This is a genomic window from Pectobacterium peruviense (assembly GCF_003312355.2).
Lineage (GTDB): Bacteria > Pseudomonadota > Gammaproteobacteria > Enterobacterales > Enterobacteriaceae > Pectobacterium > Pectobacterium peruviense.
This window is the reverse complement of record NZ_CP161826.1, coordinates 1,839,770-1,855,860: the sequence shown is the minus strand read 5'-3', so window position 1 is coordinate 1,855,860 and position 16,091 is coordinate 1,839,770. Positions and strand designations below refer to the sequence as shown.

Sequence of the window (16,091 nt, the reverse complement as noted above, 5' to 3'; positions counted from 1 at the left end):
AACCCAGTATTGTTAAATTAAGACTGCTATGCTTTTGTCCGCATTACGACGGCGAAGTTTCCCAGCCTGGGTCGGCATCTTCGCTATTTTGACCATCTTCATTGCCCCAGTGATTTCACAAACACTGGCGCTTCACGAGCATGGGCTTTATGAAGAGGGTACAACCACAAGCAGTGCAGCCACCGCACATAGTACGACTCGTGCTACCGCGCATGATACCACTGCGCACGGTAGTCACAGCGGCAGTATAGCTGAACCGCATCATAATCATACTGCCCACGCGATGCCCGAGCATCACGCGGCGCAATTACACCATTCTCCCTCATCGCCGTCCATGATGATGGATCATGCGGCATGTGGATACTGTGTACTTTTTTCGTATACGCCAGCACTGTTCGCAACAGGCTCCCCCAATCCCATACTGACGTCATCGTTATCTGAAGCGTTGGTTATTCATTTTATTTCTCGCATTGTCCTTCCTGAACGCTACGCCTCCCCTATCGTGCGCGCCCCACCTTTCTGAACGATGCAGCATCATGCCTGCGGGCATTTATCACGCATCGCGCTATACCTTTCCGGTATAGCGTTCGATCATTTCTTGCTAAATGATTTCAGAGGGTTTTATGTCACACCCTAATCAGGCATCAGCCACTGCTGCCTCCAGCGCGCGCACAGATAGAGAAACGGCGAGCGAAAAACACGTAATGGATAAGGTATCGCCACGTGCTGCGATCGTGGCCCTGTTCATCCGGCTTCATTTCTACATCGGTATTTTTGTCAGCCCTTTTATTTTCGTCGCTGCTCTGACTGGAACGCTGTACGTATTGACGCCACAAATTGAAAATCAACTGTATTCGCACCTGCTTTTCACTGAAAGCCAAGGTACGCCACATTCACTGGCCGAACAAATTCGAGTGGCACAGGAGGGACTCGCACACTCACAGGATGCCAAGCTGCTAGCGATACGCCCTGCGTCCGTCACCGGAGAAACCACTCGCGTCATGTTTGCTTTGCCAGAATTAGGGCCATCGGAAAGCCGTGCTGTTTTCGTCGATCCCGTTTCGCTGGAAAATCGCGGCAGTGAGATTGTTTACGGCACCAGCGGTATCCTGCCATTTCGTACCTGGCTTGATTACCTGCACCGCGGACTGCTGTTAGGTGATATCGGGCGTAATTACAGCGAGCTGGCAGCGTCCTGGCTGTGGATCGCAGCATTGGGTGGCGTTGTCATCTGGTGGTCGACCCGGCATCTGTCGTCAGCAACCAAGCGGCGGAAATTGAAAAATAGCCAGACGACGGCGGCAAAAACGCAGCGCCTGCGTCACTGGCACGCCACAATGGGGCTCAGTCTTCTACTTGGTTTGCTCTTTTTCTCCGCGACGGGGTTAACCTGGTCGCAATGGGCAGGAAGCAACATCGCTGTCGCACGCTCCGCGCTAGGGTGGCAAACCCCATCGGTGAAAACCCAATTACCCGCACCGATGTCTCACCATGACATGATGCACGGTCATGATATGACGATGACGACGGATGAACACGCAGAACACCATGCGTCAATGCCAATGCCGATGGAGGATGTCGAAACCTATTCACCAGCGTTATTTGATGAGGTGCTGGCTGCCGCACGTCACGCCGGGATTGATGCCAATAAAATCGAAATTCGCCCCGCGACCAAGCCACACCGCGCTTGGACCGTTAGTGAGATCGATCGCTCATGGCCAACACAGGTTGATGCCGTATCGGTTAATCCAGACACATTGGATATTGTGGACAAAACCGATTTCAATACCTTCCCGCTAGCCGCCAAACTCACCCGCTGGGGGGTCGATGCGCACATGGGTGTGTTATTCGGTTTGCCAAATCAGCTGATTCTCGCGGCATTTGGCCTAGGGCTCTGTGCGATGATCGTGTGGGGTTATCGGATGTGGTGGATACGTCGTCCAAAATCGCGTCATGACGTGAATCCAGTCAATACGCTAACAGCGGCATTGTTACAGATTCCTGTTTTTCACAGAGTACTGATTGCACTCATTACGCTGTTGCTGGCAGTGAGTCTGCCTGTTATGGGAATCAGCCTTCTCATCTTCCTGCTGATTGACGTTGTTCGGTGGCATATAAACCATCCAAAGCAGGCTATCGTCAAACGCTGATTTCTTCACGGGAATCCTCGTTCAATCGACAATAAAAAATTGGCGGCGTCGAGTCATTTATGAAAATGGCTCGACGGCTGGTAGTTATGTATCCCCATCGATGATCACCTCCACGCCGAAGAACGCGCAGCGTCGGGCTGGGCGTTCGAGGGTGATTACCAGCGGAAACGCGCCTCATCAGCTTGGCTTAAGCGGTGCCGCAAATAGCGTGCACATGCCAGATGAACAGATTGAGGCGGTACCAACCCAGCTTGAGCGGCGCAGCCATTGCCCGGGACTTGACTACGCCATATAGGAGTGACTACTTAAGTCCAACTGCTTTTCTCGACATCCCAACCAACAGATCGTGTGACTTGATCTTGCGAGCCAAGAATGAGGCGCGGAATTGCCCGAAGGGCAAAGAGGTCAGGCCATCAGTGCGCCCGAGAGACACGATCATCAGTTTTCCGATACCTTTACCAGGCAAGGCTGGCTTGTAAGCTTTCAGCTTTGTCTGCGAAGGAGTCTCAGCCGCGATAAGACGTTTCAAGTTTCCTACGACCGACTTGACATGAAGCCCAGCAACGATCGCCAACCTGTTCTCTGGAAGATTGGTCACATCCCCAACGGCGAAAATCGTCGAATGACCGACCACGCGCAAATATGGATCAACCCTAACCAGCCCATTAGGCTGAACCACGTCCGACCAAGAGTTGGCAACGAAGGTTGTCACTGGGCGAGTACCGGCGGCCCAAATAACTACTTCGGCCTGCAACACTCGTCCAGAGCTAGTCACCACGCGGCCATCCTCAGGTTGTGTGCTAATCGACGGGCTTGTCACGGTCTCACCCAATACCAGCTTAACCCCCTTGCCGCTAAGATATTTCTCCGCCCAGTCTGCGAACTTGCTGGGTGCCTTTGCTAGTGCTCGATTCTCGCCGTGGACAAGTGTGACATCCACATGTGGAAGCCATTCGCGCAGCTCAGCAGCGGTCTCGACACCAACCGGGCCAGCACCAACAATCACGACCGAACGGGCAGTGCGAAGCCTCGTATTCATTGCTTTCAACTCCGCTGCGCGCTCTGCCTCGGTGGATGCCTGAGCCTTGATAATCGGGTCGAGCGAGGCGGAACCTGACGCAATTACTGCGTAGTCGAAGGCGACCTCTTTTTCAAGGTCGTCGGACAACTTCACTTTGGCGTGGCTATCCGTCAGTGCCGTGACTCGCCCCTGAATATGCTCGGAATTGTTTAGAAAGCTTGCATAAGGAATTCGAGCGGCTAACGCATCCGATTCCACCAGCAAGCGCGGGACCGCCATGGGGATTTCCCAATAGGTCTTAGGGTCCACCAGCGTGACCTTGGCGACATCGCGCAGTTGGTAGGCAATCTGGTGTCCGGCTGCGCCGCCGCCAATCACGAGAATCAATTTTTTAGGCATGTTTTTCTTTCCTTTAAGAGCCTGAGCGTGACCATCAACGGCAACCCCGCTGCACCGACACGAACGGAAGACTTGGTGTGCCGCCCAGACCAGCAGCAACGGCCGTGGGCGCGGGGCGGCGGTAGTGGTTAGGCTGAAATCGCGGCGATGGTGCTCTTAGCCTGAGCGATGGCCGCCCCTTTGGCATCATCACCAAGAGCAAGACCTTCAGCACGAACAACGGTCACATCAGTCAGACCGATAAAGTGGAGCGCCGCTATCAACAGACTTTCCTGGTGATCGAGGCCAGCCACTGGGCTTGCACCCGTGTAGATGCCACCTCGGGTCGAAGCAATGAACACCTTTTTGCCCTTGGGAAGCAGCCCCTCGGGACCGTGCTCGGTATAACGGAAGGTACGGCCCGCAACGAGTACGCGGTCCAGCCATCCCTTGAGCTGGCTGGGGATCGAGAAGTTGTACATGGGTGAACCAATGACGATGATATTGGCGGCGAGCAGTTCGTCGATATAGCCGCCGCCCTGCGCGATGTCTTGGCCGAGTTCTGGAGAGGGCTGCGCTGCGCCCTGGAAGACGGCGAGATGGCTGGGGCTGAGGTGCAACAAGGCATCCTCCACGAGGTCGCGGCGGAGGACTGTCGCACCAGGATGGAGTGCAAGTTGTTTATCGACGATTTCCGCCGTGAGACTTCGACTGACGGAATAGTCACCAAGGATGCTGGAATCGATGTGCAGAATGGTTGTCATGAGATTTCTCCAGTGAGAGATGGCATTCCCGAGCATAGGCAGTTCGGGCACTGACATAATTCCATGCTGCGAAACATCTGAATAGACGTTATATTCCTATACATACTATCTTAAATTCAGATGCTTTCGTATGTGGAGGCTTTATGCTGGAAGGCGTGTCACTTGACCAACTCAGAACGTTCGTGGCTGCAGTCGACGAAGGTAGCTTCTCAGCGGCCGGTCGTCGTTTGGGCCGAGCGCAATCAGCCATCAGCGAGCTAGTTCGCGGTCTGGAGGAACAACTAGGTGTACCGTTGTTCGATCGCACTGGCCGCTATCCACGGTTGACTGCCGCAGGCACGGCTCTCCTTGGGAATACGCGGGAAATCTTGGCAGGAGTCAATTTGATGAAGTCGCGTGCCAAAGGTATGGCTGCAGGACTGGAGCCAGAGTTGTCAGTGGTAGTGGATGTCTTCTTCCCCATAGAAGCACTTGCAGCCGTGGCCTGGGAATTTCGCGAGCAGTTCCCGGCAGTTCCCTTACGCGTATACGTGGAAGCGTTGGGAGCAACCTTCAAACCAGTGCTTGAACGGCAGGCCAGCGTGGGCATCGTCGGTTTTGTGCCATTAACGCCGCCCGGTATCGTAACCGAACCTCTGGTGAACATCGCCTTCGCCATGGTAGCCGCCGCCGATCACCCCCTATCCGCCCATCAGGGTGTTATTTCTCACAGCGAACTTGCTAAGCACGTCCAATTGGTGCTTACAGACCGATCTGACCTGTCGAAAGGTCGTGATTTCGGCGTGTTTTCCCCCAATACCTGGAAGCTCGCCGATCTATTCGCCAAGCGCGCATTCCTACTCAATGGACTGGGCTGGGGAGGTATGCCGCTGCACACGGTCCAGGCGGATCTGGATAGCGGGAAGCTGGTGCGACTTCGCATTGAGGAAGAGCCCGCTGGCGGAGTCAGTATGTTGATGTCTGCTGTCTATAGGATTGATGCACCACCTGGCCCTGCAGGACGTTGGCTCATCGAACGAATCCTGGCCTGCTCCAAGCATCATTAGCAGTCTTTCGAACTTACTTATCAATCTGCGCCCGACGACATGGAGCCATCAACAAACGCGCTACCTATCACGATTCCGATGACTTGGGGCCAAATTCATCAAACCACACCCAGCGAAACTCGGGGCTGGAGTCAGCGTGAAATAAAAAAAACCGCCATTGTGCAACACAATGGCGGTTAATCAGCAATACACAATTAGCGACAAGGGATTAGAACGTAGTCCAGTCTGCTAACTCACCTTTAGCAGACGTTTTTTCTGCACGGTTATTTTTAGGTGCCGCAAGCGCAGGCGTTTCCGTTTTTCTATTTACCACAGCACTTTTATAAGATGCACCAAGGTTGAATACGCTGACCGTACGCGCGAGGCTATTTGCCTGATCCTGCAAAGAAAGGGCCGCGGCGGCAGACTCTTCAACCAACGCCGCATTTTGCTGGGTTGTGGTATCAATCTGCCCAACAGCTAGGTTGATTTGGTTGATTCCATCACTTTGCTCACGACTGGCCTGCGCAATTTCACTGATAATTCCTGTTACGCCCTGCACGTTCGTCACCAGAGAATTCATCGTAACGCCAGTTTCTTCTACCAGCCCCATGCCGTCCTGTACTTTCTTGAACGAGTCATCGATAAGTTCTTTGATTTCTTTTGCCGCCGTAGCGCTTCGCTGAGCCAGCGCTCGCACTTCACTGGCGACAACAGCAAATCCGCGACCCTGCTCACCAGCACGCGCAGCCTCAACGGCCGCATTCAGCGCCAGAATGTTAGTTTGGAAAGCAATGCCATCAATCACGCCGATAATTTCCGACATACGCCGTGACGAATCGCGGATGCCACGCATTTCCTGCGTTACCGTTTCCATCATCGCGCCGCTTTTCTTCACCGTTTCAGACGCGCTTGCCGCAAGGTCTGTCGCCTGCGTCGTATTATCTGCAGTATTTCTTATCGTTGACGTCAACTGTTCCATTGATGACGCTGTTTCTTCCAGCGAACTGGCCTGTTCTTCTGTTCTGGCGGATAAATCCTGATTCCCTGCAGCAATTTGCGATGCGGCGCTGGAGATCGTCTCGGCACCATCACGTACCTGGCTAACAATCTGTCTCAGGTTACCGTTCATATTATTTAAGGCAGATAACAACTGACCGGTTTCATCTCTACGATCGGTATAGATTTCAGAGGTTAAATCGCCTTTTGCGACATTTTCAGCAATCCCCAGCGCTTCCTGTAGCGGCCGGGTTACGCTGCGGGTAATCAATGAAGCAATAATCAATCCAGCCAGCGCACTGATGATAATGATCGTGGCGAGAACCATCAGCGCATTTTTATAGCTTTCACCCACTTCTTGCGCTGAAGCGGACATCTTATCATCCTGTATATCAATGAACTCATTGACCTTACTGGTGTATTTTGCTTGTGTAACACGCGTTACATTGAAATATTCTTCGGCAGCGGCGTCAGTGCTCCCTGCCGAGATCAGTGAAGAAAGCTTATTCGCTGACCCAAGGAAATCGCGTCGGATGTCGCCAATATCACGCAGTACCGCAACAGACCTATCGTCATTTACGGACTGATTTAAATACTCCATGAGTTCAGATATCTTTCCTGAACGTTCTTTGTTCAACGCCAACTGTTTATTGATTTCGCTTTCTGATTTAAGTAATAACAACAGTTGTTGATTATTGAGGTATCCATTTAGCTCATCAATGAGCCTATTGCTTTTGACAGTTAATGGGTAATTTTGCGAAACAATATCATCCATTTTTTCGTGAAAATCACTTAGTTTTGAAATTGCAACGCTGCCAATTACCAAAAGCATTAATACTAGAAAAGAAAAACCCGCCCCTAATCGATATCCTATACGCCAGTTGGACAAACTCATTTACATCTCCTTAATTAATTTTCTCTATCTGCATAAAAATATATAATTTAAAAATTAATATTTATTTAATAAATACAGATAGCTCCAATATTCTTTTTCATAACAAAAAATACACATCTCTAGACAGACCATTTATATGCCCTGGTGAGAAACATAAACAATATGCAGGTAGACATGCTCATCAAACCACATTCATCATGGCGTAGTCGAATTGGTCTAACCAGATACAGCGTACGGGTGCCAGACTTCTGCACATGCTGGTAGTAAAAACACGTCATCCTTTACACCTCACCTTACATCGCATTTTTCCGTACCATAACCTGGTTTTTTACATTCTCCAGGCCCATAAAACTCAAGAGAATTACCGTCACTAAAATTATGGTTTAATAGCAGCGATAAGGAAATCATACAAGCCAGGACAAATCCTCCTAACGCCGAAGGCGGTATCGGCCTTTTGTAGATAATCTTTATATTTTCTAACTTACGGTATCAATATCTATTTAATCGATCATTTTTTTAAAATCTATCTATTTATAAGATGAATCTATTTTATAGAAGTAAATATTGTATTTAGGATGTAACAATAAACCCAAAAACAAATAATAACAATTTGTTATACATTTAAATAAATACTATCTGGATTTATGTTATGCCGTGTGCAGGGAATAGAGAGATATATGGGATTAAACAAATAGCGTGAGGAGGCCTTCTTTCCAGAGGTTTTCACTTTCTACACGAATGTGAGTCATTGAGCAAAAAAGGCTCACCCAGCCACCTTGTCATCAAGATGTCTGGGTGATTTAATTTTGTTATCTATTCTTTGGATCAATCAGAGATGCTGAATCTCATCCAGCATTACTTTTTCTTGGAAGTCACTTTGGATTTGCCTTTCAGCAATTCCCGGAGTTTTTTGAGTTCTTTTTGCGTCAATGGCGCTTCTGCACCCACTTCTTGCGTACCCTGACTATCCACCGATTCAGGAGACAGTTCTGAAGATTGCTGGCTTTCATCAAAGCTTTTCAGCAACCGGGCGCTGACTTCTGCACTGAGGGATACTTCGTTTTCTAAGGCAGCGGCTTTGATTTTTTCTTTCAGCTCTGGGGAAATTTTCAGGGACAGGCTAGATATCTCACTCATTTTATTACCTTTCTCATGGGGTAAAATAGTAAGCTATGACAGCCAGCCTACAATGTCCATACTGAAATAAAAATTTAATATTTCTGTCACATAAATAGTGTAATTAATTTATTAGCAAAGAGATTATTATTTCGCTACTTTATTCCCTTGTCGAAGGTTATTTATTTCCACTTTTCATTCTCCAGTCGTCAATCATTTTTCTGGTTACATCGTCTTTGTAACAAATTGGCGAATAGCCGCCAGCTCTGCTCCACGCGCTACGCTTACCGCATTTGCTACCATTACGTGCTGAATTATAAGGGCACGGACAATTACCGGAATAAGACGAAATCGATTCCTGAATAATCTTTTCTTTGATCTGCTCATCAGAAATCCAAGAATTTTTCGCCATACTAAGCGTAGAAACAGAAAGTAGAGCCGTAGCACACACCATCGCAACAGCCAGCGTTGTTTTCATACCGAAGGTCTCATTTTAACCAGAGGATACTCACTGTAGTATAAAATACGCACCGCAGAACGGCGCTTCCCGACTACCCATTATGGGTTAAAAAATTGATCATAAAATATTAACAACATAAAATGCAGGCGCTTCGAGGATAAAAGGAAACAAACGTGCCACATCACTCCTTCTGGGAACTCATTAAATTTACCTACATGATCGGTTTTTTTGTTGCCCTGATCGTTACTTTCTTGTTGAGTAAAGACAAATCCCTGCTCATCCGATTCTTTGCTTCGTTAATGGTAGGTCTAACCTGGCCGTTGAGTTTCCCTGTCGTCCTGCTGTTCTCCATTTTTTGATGCCGTGCTTCTCTTCCAGACAACATGCTTTATGACTTAATGCAGCAACGCCTATGCTCGCCTTTTAGAGGAAATGCCCCACGATGAGTAATATTCTGATCAGCGCCTGTCTTTCCGGCTTTCCCGTTCGTTATAACGGTACTGAAAAGAAATCTGTCGGCGACTATCTCGCCCAGTGGCGTCAACAAGCGAGACTTATTACGTTTTGTCCGGAATTGGCAGCGGGTTTCCCAACGCCCAGACCTTCAGCAGAGATTATTCCGGCCTTCGGTGGCAATTCGGTTATCAAGGCTGGAGCCAAAGTTGTTGAAGCCACCGGCAGCGATGTGACCGAGCGTTATATTCTGGGAGCTTGGCTAACGCTGCAAATGGCACAACAGCATAACTGCCGCTTCGCTCTCCTTACGGAAGGAAGCCCATCCTGTGGCAGCAACATCATATACAGCGGACGATTTGATGGCTCACAAACGGCAGGCAATGGTGTTACGGCAGAGTTGCTGCGCCACCACGACATAGAAGTGTTTTCCGATCGCGAGATCGAACAGTTGATTGAACGTGTTGAATACTACGATCGCCATACTGACGCATAGTGTCACATAGCGTCGCTGCTGCCCCAAAACGCAGCAGCAGCGTTATAAAAACTAACGGACAACGAGCACTGACATTTTTGCATGGCGAACAATAGCAGCAGCATTTGAGCCAAGCAGATAGGTTTTCACATCCGGTCGGCGTGAACCGATTACGATCAAATCCGCATTAATCTCCTCCGCCAGCGATAACACTTCGTCTCTCGCCGATCCGAAGCTGACGCTGCATGACAACCGTGATGCAGGCAGATCGATTGTTTTCATCAGTGATTTAAGTTTGTCATTCGCTTTCACCACAGCCTCATTCTCAAACTCTTTTATGCCAAAAGAATAAGCAGATAAAAATGCTGACGCATCAGGGAGGGAATGAAAGAGGTGTATTGCAGCACCCGACATTTTGGCCAACCTGACTGCATGCGTAAGCGCGTGTTTAGTGAGTTCATCTTCTTCTATATCTACTGGCACCAGAATGCTCGTGTACATAATCACCTCTCCCCAACGTGGATAACTGATTACCTGTCAGTATGTAAGAAGCGTAGTCTGCTCATCAGCAGCAGAATATGATCCCGTTCACTTTTACGCATGTTGCCTGCAATTTTTAACCAGATAGACGCATAACCGAGCACCATTAACTCATCAATTTACGTTTAAAGCGAGCGGGTATAAATGCGTGACGACTCACCCCAAGGGTGATAACCCATCCCAGTTAAGTGGAACCCATAGCGTTCATAAAAATCGAGCAGTTCAGTGCATAAGTGCAGCTTAGAAAAACCAGCGCGGTGGGTTTGCTGAACAACGTATTCGATCAACTGCCCCGCATAACCCTTGCCACGATGACTCTCTTCAACATAAAGCGCGCACAGCCACGGGTAAAGATCCATACGGCTGATGAAATCATTGGTAATTAATCCTGCACCTCCAATGATATCCCCCTCTTTTTCCATCAAATACCAATCAGGCAATGGATTTTCAGCATCAATGCAGTGGCTGATACAATCCTCATAAAGCATCAATGTTTCATCCGACGCCCAGTGGCGTTGGAAATAGTGGATCGCCCGGTCTTTGTATTCGGGGCGATTTCTGACAGAAATAATATTCAACATAGGGCTAGCGGCTCGCATTCCATGAAGCAATGATGTTTTCCGTTGTTTCTACCGTAATCGTGTTACCCGGAATAATAAAATCCCGCCACACATTATTGTAATGCGTAACTAATTGCTCTGCTTTCAGTTCACCGCGATTGGCCGTCGTGTGCGCATCAGAAGCAATCGTCAGCGCATAGCCTCGGCTGGCCGCATTTTTAATGGTTGCATCAACACAGTAATCCGTCGCACATCCGCAAATCGTCAGGTGGTTAACACCCAGATCAGCCAACACATCGGCTAACGACGTGCGGTAAAACGCATCGCACGCTGTTTTCGTTATCGACAAGCTATCCTCTGGCTGGTGCAGCTCAGGTAATAACTGCCATCCCTCGCTGCCTGACAGCATACCGTCGCCTTCGTGCTGAATAAAAATCGTCCGACCTGCTGCACCTGAAAGCTGGTTTATCAATGCGACTATCTGCGCCTGTCGCGCTCTTGGCATAGCAAACACGGCATTTTGCATATCAATGACCATCAAAACCTGCATCTTTTTTTCCTTATTTCGGGCGCTTAACTTCATCATCACGGAGGCAACCGTCTACTATCACCTACCCCAGCCATTCGACTGCGGTTAGATCATGTCCACTATACCATGAGGATAAAACTTGATTTCCCCAGAACGCAGCAAATCAATATCAAACCAACGAGTCACGATCGGAACACCGTTGGTCTCTATGCCATGGATGATATCTTGCTGATAAAGCAACTCATCCTGAAAGCGCGCTTCATAGACAAAGACAATTTCATGCCCTGACTTGCCATTGTAGGAAAAGATATTCTCTGAAACGCCCAGCAGCGAAAAGTCCTTGGTCGCTGCGCTAATTTCCTCTTGAACTTCCCTCTCCGCCGCCGCCTGCGACGATTCACCAAATTCGATACCACCACCGAGAGGCAAGACATAGTGCTCATCTTTTATGGGATCATATCCTTCTGCTAACAGAATTTGGCCATTATTGCGAAAAAGACAAACTGCTTTTGCTCTGATCTTTTGCATGTCAACGCTCCTAAACTAGGGTGCTATTTTCGATAAATAGGTTTTGATAAAAAACATTTTTTGATAAACCGCATGTGCCACAGAAAAATGTCATCTCCTTGAGCAGATCAAAAACCTATATACCCGTAATACTTCAAGCTGCATGTGCGTTGGTTGCGTTCACTCACCCGAATCACTTACTTGTGTAAGCTCATCGGGATTCTTTTTCTTGCCGCCTTCCTGCAACTCGAATTATTTGAGGTATAGACTTAATCAAAATGCATTAATAGTCTTTATGTTCAGTTAATCTATTTCCCTGCCTCCTTTTATCTCGACATGTTTAACTTATTGAAGTCATGCATCTCGTATAATTATTTCAGACATAATATTTGTGGAAAATGATAAATTCATATTTATCCGCCTGACCATTGATCGTCGTCATGCTTTCACGCTCGGACAAGTCCCGGAGTAACGCAGTGTTTATTTATCTTATAGACTGGTTTTATGCGTATGATCGACTAAAGTTAACTAACCATTTCTTCATGTCTGGCGGACAGCGAATTTGTCCTGTCTGGCAGTGTGTGCATTAACCATGTCAGAAAGCGCGAAAGGGAGGAGAAACAATGCATTCAGAGGTGCCCCAGAACGAGCTTCCGATATCTGATGTCCTTGCCCTAGACTCTCAGGTCAGCGATATGGAAATGCTCGGCAACATCGTAGAAGAGATCATCCAATCCGGCCATTCCGTCAGCAACAAGGCCATCATTGCTAAATTAATTCACAAAATTGAAACAGAGGCCAATACGGCGTTTCAGGAAAAGTATCGCACATTGCTGGATTTGATAGTTTATAAAACTCAGGATGACTTCCTGATTTAATACCTCGTAAATACATTCGACCATCACCTCGGTAAGATCTTTGTATTGCCGGAATACGCTTTTATTTAAAGAACGATGCCGTCGATAATGAATAGCATGGTGCATAATAATGAAAAGACACGCATTACTATGCTTTGGTTATCCATTACGAATGAATGTATTTAAAACCCGGCATGATATATATTTATTTTTTGCTAATCGTTAGTATTCATTTCTAAATGAATACGCGATGAAAAATTCCCGCATGACACTCGCGCAGCGTTAAGCCACTTAGTACATTCCGACTCAAACAGAAGTAAAAACACCACAATGCAAAACGCGATGTTGGATTCAACAGCAGAAACGAAAACGGGCTAGCCTAAGCTAACCCGTTGAATTTTTTTGGCGGAGGAGTAGAGATTCGAACTCTAGAACACTTTCGCGTCGCCGGTTTTCAAGACCGGTGCCTTCAACCACTCGGCCACTCCTCCGCAATGACGCGAACTATAAACAGTGTGTGGGATCTTGTAAAGCATCACAGCGCTCAATTGCCTGAAAAACAACCTAACGCAACGCAATTGAACGCAAAATCGTCACGCGATGCATGAAATAGAGCAATTTCCCTCCACCATCATATGAATTGCAGGACAAAACACGAGCACTGGCACGGAGTATGACGAATTTGCAGCGTAAAGAAGGGTAAACCATCTTTAATAACGTCCTGCAACTATTTATTCTTTGACATTGGATAATAGCACCCTGAAGAGAGAGTCGCTGATATGGATCGTATTGTTGTTTCCTCTACCCGTGAAAGTTCGCTACTCAGCACTCACAAAGTGCTGCGTAATACGTATTTCCTGCTGTCGCTGACGCTGGGTTTTTCCGCCGTTACCGCAACGGCAAGTACTGTACTTAACCTGCCCGCTCCTGGCTTAATTCTGATGCTAGTTGGGTTTTATGGTCTGATGTTCCTGACGCATAAACTGGCGAACAGCCCAGCGGGTATTTTAGCCGCATTCGCACTGACCGGATTTATGGGTTATACGCTGGGCCCGATTTTAAGCTCGCTGATTTCTTCCGGCGCAGGCGACATTGTCATGTTAGCGCTGGGCGGTACGGCAGTGGTGTTCTTCTGCTGTTCAGCCTATGTATTAACGACACGTAAGGACATGTCCTTCTTATCTGGCATGATGATGGCTGGGTTTGTTGTACTGATTGTTGCCGTCATTGCCAATCTGTTCCTACAGATTCCAGCGTTGCATCTGGCGATCAGCGCTCTGTTTATTCTGTTCTCTGCGGGTGCCATCCTGTGGGAAACCAGTAACATTATTCACGGTGGCGAAACCAACTACATCCGGGCGACGGTTAGCCTGTATGTCGCGATATACAATACCTTCGTTAGCCTGTTAAGTATTCTGGGCATCATGCGTAACGACTAAGTCTCGTTGAGTACCGCACTGAGAAAGCCCCAATTTGGGGCTTTTTTTATTCCGGCGCAGACAAAAAAATTTGTTAAACTGCGGGCTGAGATATTGCAGGCGGAGAGAAGATGTTGGAGTTTGAAGGGCGAACGATCGCCACAGACGCACAGGGTTACCTGATGGACAGTACCGCGTGGAGCGAAGCGTTGGCTACCGTGCTCGCTGAGCAGGAAGGCATTGCGCTGACAGAACCGCATTGGGAAGTCGTCCGGTTTGTGCGAAATTTTTATCAGGAGTTCAACACCTCACCCGCTATACGTATGTTAGTTAAAGCGATGGCGCAAAAGTACGGTGAAGAGAAAGGAAATAGCCGCTACCTGTATAAACTGTTTCCGAAAGGTCCAGCAAAACAGGCAACCAAAATCGCCGGCTTACCCAAGCCAGTGAAATGCATCTAACTCAACAGTTTCAATAGCGGATCGTAAACCCTTTATAGTCCGTCTTGCCATGTGGCTCAATAAGCACCTTATCAACCCTGGCGCTTCGTGGGCCACCTTGCTTCAGCCACTCAATCAACATCTCCACCGCATGAGGCTCGCCACTTGCCACGACTTCTACGCTGCCATCATCACAATTACGCGCATACCCACTGAGTCCCAGTAGCGCAGCTTGACGTTGCGTACTGTAACGAAAGCCCACTCCCTGAACCACACCGTAGACATAAGCCGCTGTCGCTATCTTTTCCATATTTTCCCCTTCTCGGCACAAGCAGCCAAACAACATTTCATTAGCCGGACTGTATCTTCTAAAAATTTACACCATACTGTTAATAATGTGTTCAGCCAGCGCTCAACGAGCACATACGTCATCGCTTGAAAAACCTCTGTACGCTACAAGACGTTATCGGATGCGGTTGTCCTCTCTCAGAAAAATCCGCAGCGAGTAGAAAGTGTTATCAACTTCCAGGGGGCTATATGATCATTAGTAAATTTGGCATCGGACAACAGATTCGTCATAGACTCCTAGGGTTCCCAGGCGTCATTATCGATATCGATCCCGAATACTCATTAGAAACGCCCACCTGGGAAGAAATCAGCGGCAATGACACGCCGCGCTCCGAACCGTGGTACCACGTTGTGATGGAAGATGACGAAGGCCAACCAATACACACTTATCTGGCGGAGGCACAGTTGATGAAGGAAGAGCTTTCTGAGCACGACCACCCTTCACTAAACGAATTGGCTGAAGTCATACAACGCCGCGCCCCACAGTTGCGCCACTAACATTCACCAACGTAGATACGGTTCACCACAGTCAAGCATTGGCGATGCTGTGATATTCAGCATCGCCCTGCGTCTACGACTTATTTACCCAAACCCAGTCGTGGGATTTCAATTTTCGGGCAGCGATCCATCACGACTTTCAGCCCTGCATCGTGAGCCAAAATTGCCGCCTGCTCATTAATAACGCCGATCTGCAACCACAGTACGGAAGCACCGATGGCGATAGCCTCTTTGGCGACCTCATAAGCCGCTTCCGGCTGACGAAAGACATCGACCATATCAACGGGTTTAGGAATATCCGCTAAGCTGGCATAGGCTTTTTGGCCCAAGAGTGTCTGACCAGCCAGCTTGGGGCTGACGGGGATAACGTCGTAGCCTTGCTCAAGTAAATACGCCATTACGCCATAACTTGGACGAGATAAGTTATCGCTAGCGCCCACCAATGCAATGGTTTTTACCGTTTTCAGCACAGACTCAATATCACTGTCATGCATGCTATTCAGCCTCTTTTACGTGATTTATTTGAGTGTATCGCACATTCCAGAAATAGCGGGAAATGGTGTAGAAAATCCGCAGTCGGATGCCGCACGGAACGAAAAATGCCATAACAGCCTGTTTCAAATTGAAACCTTTGACACATTCAGACAATTCCTCAACA

Annotated in this window: 21 protein-coding genes and 1 tRNA gene; 10 read left to right on the top strand and 12 right to left on the bottom strand. The window is 48.3% G+C overall.

Annotated elements, in window-relative coordinates:
* Positions 1 to 28: 28 nt before the first annotated feature.
* The 3 genes from DUT67_RS08445 (at position 29) to DUT67_RS08435 (ending at position 2,445) form a co-directional block, all read left to right on the top strand.
* Positions 29 to 523 (top strand): DUF2946 domain-containing protein, encoded by a 495-nt coding sequence (locus DUT67_RS08445; protein WP_072062013.1) that lies wholly within the window; start codon positions 29 to 31, stop codon positions 521 to 523.
* 100 nt (positions 524 to 623) lie between these two features.
* A complete protein-coding gene (locus DUT67_RS08440) occupies positions 624 to 2,150 on the top strand; it encodes a PepSY domain-containing protein (RefSeq protein ID WP_113632539.1) in 1,527 nt (508 codons plus the stop codon).
* A gap of 100 nt (positions 2,151 to 2,250) precedes the next feature.
* Positions 2,251 to 2,445 carry a hypothetical protein gene (locus tag DUT67_RS08435; RefSeq protein WP_145984880.1) on the top strand — a complete coding sequence of 65 codons (195 nt, stop codon included), beginning with the start codon at positions 2,251 to 2,253 and terminating at the stop codon, positions 2,443 to 2,445.
* A gap of 6 nt (positions 2,446 to 2,451) precedes the next feature.
* Here the strand turns inward: DUT67_RS08435 and DUT67_RS08430 are convergent, their stop codons facing one another.
* Together DUT67_RS08430 and DUT67_RS08425 are read right to left on the bottom strand one after the other, a co-directional pair.
* Positions 2,452 to 3,570 carry an NAD(P)/FAD-dependent oxidoreductase gene (locus DUT67_RS08430; protein WP_113627765.1) on the bottom strand — a complete coding sequence of 373 codons (1,119 nt, stop codon included), beginning with the start codon at positions 3,568 to 3,570 and terminating at the stop codon, positions 2,452 to 2,454.
* Between the two features lie 128 nt (positions 3,571 to 3,698).
* Positions 3,699 to 4,313: an FMN-dependent NADH-azoreductase gene (locus DUT67_RS08425; protein WP_113627764.1), complete on the bottom strand. Its 615-nt coding sequence runs from the start codon at positions 4,311 to 4,313 to the stop codon at positions 3,699 to 3,701.
* Between the two features lie 143 nt (positions 4,314 to 4,456).
* Between DUT67_RS08425 and DUT67_RS08420 the strand changes: the two genes are divergently transcribed.
* Positions 4,457 to 5,359, top strand: coding sequence for a LysR family transcriptional regulator (locus DUT67_RS08420; RefSeq protein WP_113627763.1), 903 nt, complete (start codon positions 4,457 to 4,459; stop codon positions 5,357 to 5,359).
* 208 nt (positions 5,360 to 5,567) lie between these two features.
* Here DUT67_RS08420 and DUT67_RS08415 read toward each other — a convergent pair whose 3' ends face one another.
* From DUT67_RS08415 to DUT67_RS08405, 3 genes are all read right to left on the bottom strand, one after another.
* The gene (locus DUT67_RS08415) at positions 5,568 to 7,232 is read right to left on the bottom strand and encodes a methyl-accepting chemotaxis protein (protein ID WP_113627762.1); all 1,665 of its coding nucleotides are present in this window, start codon (positions 7,230 to 7,232) and stop codon (positions 5,568 to 5,570) included.
* Positions 7,233 to 8,087: 855 nt separating this feature from the next.
* On the bottom strand, positions 8,088 to 8,369 hold the full coding sequence (locus DUT67_RS08410) for a hypothetical protein (RefSeq protein ID WP_113627761.1): 282 nt from the start codon (positions 8,367 to 8,369) through the stop codon (positions 8,088 to 8,090).
* A gap of 157 nt (positions 8,370 to 8,526) precedes the next feature.
* Positions 8,527 to 8,826, bottom strand: coding sequence for a hypothetical protein (locus DUT67_RS08405; RefSeq protein WP_113632540.1), 300 nt, complete (start codon positions 8,824 to 8,826; stop codon positions 8,527 to 8,529).
* Positions 8,827 to 8,981: 155 nt separating this feature from the next.
* Between DUT67_RS08405 and DUT67_RS08400 the strand changes: the two genes are divergently transcribed.
* Positions 8,982 to 9,167 (top strand): GhoT/OrtT family toxin, encoded by a 186-nt coding sequence (locus tag DUT67_RS08400; protein WP_113627759.1) that lies wholly within the window; start codon positions 8,982 to 8,984, stop codon positions 9,165 to 9,167.
* A gap of 83 nt (positions 9,168 to 9,250) precedes the next feature.
* Entirely contained in the window at positions 9,251 to 9,757 is a 507-nt protein-coding gene (locus DUT67_RS08395; RefSeq protein ID WP_113632541.1) for a DUF523 domain-containing protein, read from the top strand.
* Positions 9,758 to 9,808: 51 nt separating this feature from the next.
* Here the strand turns inward: DUT67_RS08395 and DUT67_RS08390 are convergent, their stop codons facing one another.
* The 4 genes from DUT67_RS08390 to DUT67_RS08375 all read right to left on the bottom strand — a co-directional run bounded on the left by DUT67_RS08390 (position 9,809) and on the right by DUT67_RS08375 (position 11,893).
* Positions 9,809 to 10,237, bottom strand: a complete 429-nt coding sequence (locus DUT67_RS08390) for a universal stress protein (protein WP_048259649.1) — start codon at positions 10,235 to 10,237, stop codon at positions 9,809 to 9,811.
* A gap of 164 nt (positions 10,238 to 10,401) precedes the next feature.
* A complete protein-coding gene (locus DUT67_RS08385) occupies positions 10,402 to 10,857 on the bottom strand; it encodes a GNAT family N-acetyltransferase (protein WP_113632542.1) in 456 nt (151 codons plus the stop codon).
* A gap of 4 nt (positions 10,858 to 10,861) precedes the next feature.
* Entirely contained in the window at positions 10,862 to 11,386 is a 525-nt protein-coding gene (locus tag DUT67_RS08380) for an isochorismatase family protein (protein WP_113632543.1), read from the bottom strand.
* Positions 11,387 to 11,470: 84 nt separating this feature from the next.
* Positions 11,471 to 11,893: an NUDIX hydrolase gene (locus DUT67_RS08375; protein ID WP_113627755.1), complete on the bottom strand. Its 423-nt coding sequence runs from the start codon at positions 11,891 to 11,893 to the stop codon at positions 11,471 to 11,473.
* Between the two features lie 602 nt (positions 11,894 to 12,495).
* Between DUT67_RS08375 and DUT67_RS08370 the strand changes: the two genes are divergently transcribed.
* Positions 12,496 to 12,750 carry a biofilm/acid-resistance regulator YmgB/AriR gene (locus DUT67_RS08370; protein ID WP_048259644.1) on the top strand — a complete coding sequence of 85 codons (255 nt, stop codon included), beginning with the start codon at positions 12,496 to 12,498 and terminating at the stop codon, positions 12,748 to 12,750.
* A gap of 382 nt (positions 12,751 to 13,132) precedes the next feature.
* On the opposite strand, the gene DUT67_RS08365 is transcribed toward DUT67_RS08370, so the two are convergent.
* Positions 13,133 to 13,220: transfer RNA gene (locus tag DUT67_RS08365), tRNA-Ser, on the bottom strand.
* Between the two features lie 288 nt (positions 13,221 to 13,508).
* On the opposite strand from DUT67_RS08365, the gene yccA reads away from it, so the two are divergent.
* On the top strand, positions 13,509 to 14,168 hold the full coding sequence (yccA, locus tag DUT67_RS08360; protein ID WP_113632544.1) for an FtsH protease modulator YccA: 660 nt from the start codon (positions 13,509 to 13,511) through the stop codon (positions 14,166 to 14,168).
* A gap of 110 nt (positions 14,169 to 14,278) precedes the next feature.
* Positions 14,279 to 14,608 (top strand): sulfurtransferase TusE, encoded by a 330-nt coding sequence (gene tusE / locus DUT67_RS08355; protein WP_113632545.1) that lies wholly within the window; start codon positions 14,279 to 14,281, stop codon positions 14,606 to 14,608.
* Positions 14,609 to 14,618: 10 nt separating this feature from the next.
* Here tusE and yccX read toward each other — a convergent pair whose 3' ends face one another.
* Positions 14,619 to 14,897 carry an acylphosphatase gene (gene yccX, locus DUT67_RS08350; RefSeq protein WP_113627752.1) on the bottom strand — a complete coding sequence of 93 codons (279 nt, stop codon included), beginning with the start codon at positions 14,895 to 14,897 and terminating at the stop codon, positions 14,619 to 14,621.
* Between the two features lie 227 nt (positions 14,898 to 15,124).
* Here yccX and hspQ point away from each other — a divergent pair, with 227 nt between their 5' ends.
* A complete protein-coding gene (gene hspQ / locus DUT67_RS08345) occupies positions 15,125 to 15,433 on the top strand; it encodes a heat shock protein HspQ (RefSeq protein ID WP_048259641.1) in 309 nt (102 codons plus the stop codon).
* An 80-nt stretch (positions 15,434 to 15,513) separates the two neighbouring features.
* On the opposite strand, the gene DUT67_RS08340 is transcribed toward hspQ, so the two are convergent.
* Positions 15,514 to 15,927 (bottom strand): CoA-binding protein, encoded by a 414-nt coding sequence (locus tag DUT67_RS08340; RefSeq protein WP_048259640.1) that lies wholly within the window; start codon positions 15,925 to 15,927, stop codon positions 15,514 to 15,516.
* Positions 15,928 to 16,091 lie beyond the last annotated feature (164 nt).